Raw genomic sequence first — 7,559 nt, 5'->3', positions numbered from 1 at the left:
ACACCGCTTCTCAGCCACAGGCTGTACTTGTTGCCGTCGCCGAAGCCACGCAGGTCGGGGTGGCCGGCGGGGCCGTCGGCGCCGTCGAAGTCGTAGGTGTGGTGTAGGCCCAGGGGCCGCAGCGCCGCGAGGTAGAAGGCGTGCGAGCGGTACATGTCGGTCACCGTCAAGAAGACGTGGTCGATCATCATTTTTGCCTCGGTTTTGGTCGAAGGGTAGATCGGCTTGCGGTTAGGTCGCATCGCGCCGCGGGATGCAGGCGGGCCTGCCCGCGCTGGCACGATCATCAGTCGGGACGCTGCACCGGTTTCCGCGCAGACGCGGGTGCGCACGTCCAGTTCGGCCGGGGTGCGCCTGATGTGGCATCCGAATCATGTCGTCTCCGGTAGAGCGCTGGTCGGCGTAGCGGCCGTTGCCGACTGCACCGAGGTGGACGGTGATGTCGCCGCCGGCGCCGCGACGCCGCCGAGCCAGTCGAAGATGACTTGGTGGGCCCGGGGCATCGCGCCCACGTGGCAGTGCTCGCCGGCGCCCTCGTCGATGGTCAGAGTGGCCAAGGTGGCCCAGGTGTCGCCGATCGCGCGGACCGTGCTGAGGGCCTGTCCGTGCAGGAACTGATCGTTTTCCGCGTCGAGAACGAGGGTCGGTATGCGGATGCGTTCGGCGACCTCAGTCAGCGAGTAGTCCAGGAAGGCGCGCGTGAGGTCGGCGGGCGTGCTGGCGCCCATCGACCACATGCCGTGACGCATGGCCCAGTTGAATCTGATGTCGGTCGACATGTGAAGCGCCAGCACGGGATTAGCTGACTCGTCGTGTCGTCGCCGAATCCAGTCAAGGAGGAAGGGCGGCAGGACACGTTCCACCGCAGCGCGGAAGTCACAGATGCCGTCGTTGAGGATCAATGCGGCCAGGCGGGGATCGAATGCCGCGGCTCGCGCCGCCAGGTAGGCGCCCAAGCTGTATCCGAATCCGATCAGCTGGTGTGAGGACAGCTCGGGTCGGCCGATCGCGTAGTCGATGACGGGTGCGACGACGGCTTCCCAGTCTGGCCGGAACATCAGGTGGTTCTCGCGCAGCGTGGCGCCTTGGCCGGGACCGTCATAGGCGAGCACGTTGTAGCCGCGTTCCAGCGCTGCGGCAGCGATGGCGAAGTAGGACTCCTCCAGCGTGGAGTCGAGGCTGGCAGTGACGATGAGGGTGGGACGCGGGCGGCCCGAGCGGTCGACCGTGTGCACGTAACCGGGCAAGGTGGTGCCCTCGTAGGGGATCTTGATCTGTTCGAATCCATTGCCGGACAGCGCCATTGCGGCAAGGAACGCACAGCGGCTGCGACGCGACAAGGACACGACCTCCGAGTCGTTGGACGGATCGTCGCGTCGGAAGTACTCGGCGCATCGGTAGTAATTCGACGCCCGTAGCAGCGAATGCCGCGCGCTAGCCGGATTGCAGGCATCCAGTGACCGTTGTGCGAGTTGTTCCTGGCGCTCGGCGCCCGCCTTCCATTCGCGGTGCCATGCCAACTCGTCACCCTCGGGGATCTTGCGCGTAATCATCAGGACTTCACCGATGTCGGCGCCGCCGTAGCACGCGTACCCCATCGCGCGCAGCGTCTCGCGGCTGAACGCGTCGTCACCGAAGATGAATTTCATGCCGATACCTCGGCGACACGGGCCACGGCTCATTTCAACCGGTGGCAACGGACTCGCCGAGGACGGCCCGGGAGACACTCGTTGCTGCCGTGGAATTCGCACCGAGAGCGCAATATTGGCGACATCATGTGCGTCTCCTCGCGGGTAGCGGGCGGGTGCATCATCTGCACCGCGGGGGCCGCACTCATCGTGGTCCGCGTAGTTGCTGGGGGCATCCGTCGAATGACTCACGTGTGGTCCCGCCGCGAGCGGGCGGACCACCAGTGCTTGGTAGCTGAGCACGGGGTCCCCGAGGCGTCTTCGATCTCGCGACTTCGAGTCGTTTGACGGATGTGCCTTCTGCAACGAGCAGAGACGGTGATCATCGACGCTTGTCTCTTGAAAGTGCGGACCTGCTACGAGCGGGCCAGTCCACCTGCCCCAGGGCACGTTCGAGCCAGCCAGTGCGCGGAGAGGACGTCATGCCCACACAGGTGACCGTGGTCGGTGCCGGACCCACCGGGCTCACCACTGCGGCTGCATTGTTGGCTGCCGGGGTGGACGTGGCAGTGCTCGATGCCGCGCACGGGCCGGCCATGACCTCCCGCGCCCTCGGGTTGCAGCCTCGCGGAGCGGAAGTGCTCAACCGGGTCGGTGCGCTGGCGAACCTGCCCGACCGCGGCATGAACGGATGGAACATCATGGTGTCCGCCGGGGGGCGCACCCTGTTTCACAGCCGGGTCGCTTCCTCCGTCTCCGCGGATGCGCCACCTGGGCAACTCATTTCGCAGGTCGACGTCGAGGCGGCGTTGCGCAGCCGCCTCACGTGGCTGGGTGGCACGATCCAGTGGAATCGGCGGGTGGTCGACGTGCGAGCCGATACCGACCAGGTATGCCTGCAGTTCGCCGACGGCACCGAACACCGCACCCAATGGGTCGTGGGCGCCGATGGTGCGCACAGCACGATCCGAAAGGCGGCCGGTATTGGGTTTCGCGGCGCACCGCTGCCGGAGCGCTTTCTGCTCGCCGACGTGCATGCCGACGTGACCCGGGCACGCAACACTATCTACGCATGGTTTCGCGACGGCCAGTTCCTCGCTGCGATACCGCTTCCTGGTGCCGATCTGTGGCGACTGATGGCCCCGGACGGCGATGTGGGCAACGCCGAACTCACCGACGACGACATCGTCGCGCGGCTCGGCGAACGCCTGACCGTCGAGGCCGGTGTGTCCATTCGGGCCACGCAATGGGCGTCGTCGTTTCACATCCAACGCCGCCTGGCCGACCGGTATCGCCACGGCCGCGTCCTGCTGGCCGGCGATGCGGCCCACATCCACAGTCCCGTCGGCGGGCAGGGCATGAACACCGGGATGGGCGATGCGGAGAACCTTGCCTGGAAATTGGCATTGGTGGTCCAGGGCCGCGCCGAAGAGAGGTTGTTGAACTCCTATCAGGACGAACGCCGCCCCGTTGCTCGCGATGTGCTCGACACGACCACTCGTGCAACGCGGCTCGTGTTCGACGACGGGGTGGTGTCTCGCACGTTGCGCGAGTTGGCGGTGCCGCTGGCGCGGTGGGGGTGGGCTCAGCGCCGTCGCACGCGCAGCTTGTCACAACTCGACGTCAGCTATGCGCGGGAAAGCTTGGGATCGGCCGGCTGGATTCGGTGGCCCGGCCTCACCGGCGGGGACCGAGTTCCCAATCGACTGTGCACCCGTGCCGATGGAAGCTCCGTCCGTCTGCACGACACACTGGGGCCGGGGTGGGCGCTGGTCGGGTCCAAGACGATGGCCGACATCGCCCGTGAGCGGCTCGGTGACGTGACGTGGCTGCGCGGTGACGGCAAAGACATGCTGGTGCGGCCCGATGGCCATCTGGGGTGGCGCGGATCAAAGGACGCGGGTTTGGTCGCGTGGCTGGACCGATTGTGCGGTTCGTGATGTCGGGGCCCGCCGCTGTGCACCTCAAGGCGCTGAATGCTCGTCAGTGAGTTCGACGAGCGCCGCGTGCAGCGCAGCGCGCGACGTGACGCCCAACATGGGAAAGATGCGGTACAGGTGTCCCCCGACGGTTCGGTGTGACATGTGAAGACGTTCACCGATTTCGCGGTTGGTCAGGCCCGCAGCTGCCAGCATGGCGATCTGTCGGTCTCGGGCGCTCAACTGCCTGGCGGCACCCCCGCGCCATCCTTGGGTGGACGCGTGCGTCGCCCGCAGACCTTTCGCGGCGCGCGCCGCCCACGGCTCTGCTGCCAGGCCCTCGAAGGTGCGCAGTGCCACGTCGAAGTGTCGCGACGCCTCGGTCAGCGATTGCCTGGAGCGCAGATGTTCGGCATAGGCCAGTTGCACTCGGGCATAGTCGAATTGCCATCGGGATGCGCCCGGAATCGCCAAGGCTTTGTCGAACATGGCGCGGGCTTCGTCGCTGGGCCCGGTCATTGCGGCACAGGCGGTATAGATCAACGCGAGGCGGGATGACAGCCGGGCGATGTTCGCCCGGCGCATGGCGTCCACGTGAGCACGACCTTGCTCCACGCGGTTGGTCTTCATCGCTGCTTCGACCAAGTCGAACAGCACCCACAGGGCGTGCGGCGCGTACGGGGCCAGCTGGCCCGCCGCACTGATCGCATTAGAGTGCAGAAACGCCGAATCGAAGTCGCCACGAGCCGAAGCGCTCAGTGCGAGCAGGTGATGGGCGAAGGCTCCGGCGATCTCGGTACCGGTCTGGGCTGCCAAGGTGGCCAGACTGGCCGCCGCAGCGGCACTGCGGTCACCATCCCCACGCGCTGCGGCCACCAGTGCCCCGATGTAGTCACCCAACACGAAGGAATACCGGCGATAGCCATGCTGGGTGGCGAGGAGTACCCCTTCGGTGACCGCGGCGTGCGCCTCGGCCCATCGCCCGGCCTGCCAGTCGTCGACGGCACTTCCGACCAGGGCGCTGATCGCCAGCGCTACCGCGCCGCCATCTCGACCGTCTCGGATCACCCGCTTGAGCGCTTCACGGCAGTGCCCGACCCGGTCGAGGTACACGCACGCGAGATGGACGCGGATCACGACGACCGGGTCGGACTCATTGGACAAGTCGTCCACCAGCGCGTCAACACAGCGGATCAGCTCGTCGTCCCCGCGTGCCGGATCGCCCAACGTCGCCAGGCACGACGTCAGCAGTGTCGATGCGTCGGGTCCCAGACGCTCGATCACCGACTCCACCGGGCGCCAAGTCTGTGGGCCGCCGCCGCGCATCCAGCAGATGATGATCAGCGTGTGCAATGCGTCGAGCAGCGTTGCATCGCAGGGTTTCTCGTCACCGGAGTGCTTGTTCAACGCAGTGACGAGCAGATCGTAGGCGACGTCGATGCGACACTCGGCGTTGGTGAGAACGTGCACCGCGGCCAGGGTCGCGGCCAGCGACTCAGTCAGACCGGGCTCGTCGATCAAGGCCGCGGCGAGTGTCTCCGACGCGGCACCCAGGTCGCCGGTGACCTCGGCGCGCAGGGTCGCCGCTTGAATCATTCGTCGGCTCCGGTCGGCGGAGCCGACACTGAGCCGGCTGGACCGGACCATCAGGTCCAGGGCGCGCAGCGGATCCCCGGCGGTCATGCTGCTGCGCGCCGCATCCTCCAAGAGGTCAGCGACGTGGGCGTCGGGACCGATGCAGGCGTCGGCGAGATGGGTAGCCTCCCGCTCCGGCTGCCCGCGCACCGCGATCGCTAGCGCGTGATGCGCTTTGCGCCGCTCGAGGTCGTGGGCGAGTTCGACGACCGTGGAGCGAATCATGGGATGGCTGAAGGCTACGGTGTGGCCGTCCGGGCGGATCGACACCAGGCCATCGCGCTCTGCGGGCGCGAGACTCGACAGGACCGCACCCTGGGCAGCGATGCTCAGGACTGATAGTTCCCCGCCGCTGTTGAGCGCGGCGAGCAACAACGTTTGCCGAGTGGCCGGCGGAAGCGCTCGGATTCTGTCGACGTACATCGATCGCAGAGGTTCGTCGAGGACCGGCCATGCCACCGCCGTGCCCGCCCCTGCCAAGGGCTCCTCGCCGACGGCGCGGGCAAGTTCGAGTAGCGCCAACGGATTGCCTCGGGCCTCGGCGAGAAGTCGCCGTTGCGTTCGGGCGGTCAATGCCGGAAAAAGTGCATCCATCAGTTCGGCGCACGCGGTCTCGGAGAGCGGGCGCAGGTGGTGCCACGGCAAGCGGGTTCCGCTCCAAAATGGGGACCCCGTGTTGGTGGCGCCGAGAAATTTCACGCCGTTGCCGGCGCGACGCGCCACGAACGACAGCGTCCGCGCGCTGGCTTCATCCAGCCAGTGCAGGTCGTCGACCACGACGGCGACCGGTTGCTGCGCAGCCAGGGCTGCGAACCCGGCCAGTGCTGCGTTGGCCGCCAGCAACGGCGTCGGAGCACCGCCGCGGCGCACACCCAGAACCACCCCTAGCGCGTCGCGAAGGGGTTCGTCGACTGCGAGGGCAGTGTTTACTTTTGGACCCAAAAGATCACTGAGACAGGAATACTCGGCCTCGGCGGTGAACCGATTGCCCGCAGCCCTCAGCACCTGATATCCGCGATTGCGGGCCCGCTTCGCCGACGCCTCCAATAGCGCGGATTTGCCAACCCCCGGATCGCCGGTCACCAGCAGAGCATCCCGACGTGCGCGACTGTCGAGTAGGTCGTCGATCACGTTGAGGTCGGCGCTGCGGCCGACGAGCATCGCCGCTGGTGCGGTCATGACACGCCGTCGCGGGCGGCGTCGGACAACCCGCTGATGACCTCGTGTAGCCGGGCGCGAGAGTTGATGCCCAACTTCGGCAGTACTTGTTCGAGGTGAGCACCCACGGTGCGATGCGACAGCGACAGGCGCTCGGCGATCGCCTTGTTGGTCAACCCGGTCGCCGCAAGCCGAGCAACCTGCATTTCCTGCGGAGTCAACGCCCCCATGGGGGAACGGGCGTCACCGCCGCGGTCGCGTTGACCCGTAGCGTCGAGTTCTGCCTGCGCGCGTGCTCTCCACGTTGGGGCGCCGAGGGCGGCGAATCCGTCGACGGCCCGGCGAAGATGAGCCCGCGCCTTGCTGATTCGTCGGCAACGACGTAACCGCTCGCCGCAGACGAGGTTCAGCCGAGCCTGCTCCAATGGCCAGTCCGATGCGCCCGGCGAGGCCAATGCCCGGTCGAAGAGGTCGGCGAAGTCGGCGTCAGAAGCCACCATCGCCGAGGAGCCGGCGACGATCAGCGCGAGTCGCGGTGAGAGGAGGTCGAGTCGGGCATCGCGCAGGGCGGCGGAGTGCGCTGCGGCTTCCGCGGCGTGTCCGGCGCGCACGGCGGCCTCGACCAAGTCGAATGCAGCCCACAGCGCATGCCCGACGTTGGGCTCCAGCACTCCCGGGGCGCTCACCGTTGAGGCGTGGATGTAGGCGTCCTCCCAATTGCCCTGCGCCAGTGCGGAAGAAGCCAGAACCTGATGGGCGAAGCGGACGGCACCACCGGCGCCCGACGCCGACGCCCACCGCAACACCTCCGTGCCGATCCGCCGTGCCGCGCCATCGTCACCGCGGGCGCCAGCCAGCCAGGCGGCGGCGAGGCGCACCGGCCACGATTGCATGAGAAAACCCGTCTCCCGACACAAGTCGAGGCATTCGGCGATGAGCCGGTCGGCATCCTCCCAGCGCCCGGTGCGAACATCGTCGATGCACACGGGCATCAACGCCGAGATCGCCAAGCTCAAGGCACCTCCCTGGCGCGCGTTACGGCTGATCAGCAGCAGATCGGGCCGCAGCACCCGTACCCGGTCGACGTAGTGCGATGCTGCCGCGACAAGCGTGACCAGCGTCGGATCCTTCTGCGCCTGCAAGTGGCCGATTGTCTCGTCCAGCTGCCCGACGGCGTCGATCGCGGTACGGGCGGGGTCGGCCACCAACCGCGTGCGCA

At 67.4% G+C, this 7,559-nt stretch carries 5 protein-coding genes; 1 reads left to right on the top strand and 4 read right to left on the bottom strand.

Annotation, left to right across the window (positions count from 1 at the left end):
* Together ABW137_RS00680 and ABW137_RS00675 are read right to left on the bottom strand one after the other, a co-directional pair.
* A partial coding sequence (locus ABW137_RS00680; protein WP_526395837.1) for a VOC family protein occupies positions 1-191 on the bottom strand: 191 nt, incomplete at its 3' end.
* Positions 192-371: 180 nt separating this feature from the next.
* Positions 372-1,649 carry an alpha/beta hydrolase family protein gene (locus ABW137_RS00675; protein WP_526395835.1) on the bottom strand — a complete coding sequence of 426 codons (1,278 nt, stop codon included), beginning with the start codon at positions 1,647-1,649 and terminating at the stop codon, positions 372-374.
* A gap of 461 nt (positions 1,650-2,110) precedes the next feature.
* Between ABW137_RS00675 and ABW137_RS00670 the strand changes: the two genes are divergently transcribed.
* Positions 2,111-3,568, top strand: a complete 1,458-nt coding sequence (locus ABW137_RS00670; protein ID WP_526395833.1) for an FAD-dependent oxidoreductase — start codon at positions 2,111-2,113, stop codon at positions 3,566-3,568.
* Positions 3,569-3,592: 24 nt separating this feature from the next.
* Here ABW137_RS00670 and ABW137_RS00665 read toward each other — a convergent pair whose 3' ends face one another.
* Both ABW137_RS00665 and ABW137_RS00660 read right to left on the bottom strand, forming a co-directional pair.
* Positions 3,593-6,361, bottom strand: coding sequence for an AAA family ATPase (locus tag ABW137_RS00665; RefSeq protein ID WP_526395831.1), 2,769 nt, complete (start codon positions 6,359-6,361; stop codon positions 3,593-3,595).
* Positions 6,358-7,559, bottom strand: a 1,202-nt coding sequence (locus ABW137_RS00660; RefSeq protein ID WP_526395829.1) for a helix-turn-helix transcriptional regulator, incomplete at its 5' end; no start/stop codon positions are given. The genes ABW137_RS00665 and ABW137_RS00660, both read right to left, overlap by 4 nt.

The organism is Mycobacterium sp., from assembly GCF_040509115.1.
Classification (GTDB): Bacteria; Actinomycetota; Actinomycetes; order Mycobacteriales; family Mycobacteriaceae; genus Mycobacterium.
This window is presented reverse-complemented; position numbering and strand designations above follow the sequence as displayed.

What these genes read in the sequence shown, in the direction of transcription:
- ABW137_RS00670 (WP_526395833.1), top strand. Translation starts at nt 2,111, where the DNA reads ATGCCCACACAGGTGACCGTGGTCGGTGCCGGACCCACCGGGCTCACC.
- ABW137_RS00675 (WP_526395835.1), bottom strand. Translation starts at nt 1,649, where the DNA reads ATGAAATTCATCTTCGGTGACGACGCGTTCAGCCGCGAGACGCTGCGC.
- ABW137_RS00665 (WP_526395831.1), bottom strand. Translation starts at nt 6,361, where the DNA reads ATGACCGCACCAGCGGCGATGCTCGTCGGCCGCAGCGCCGACCTCAAC.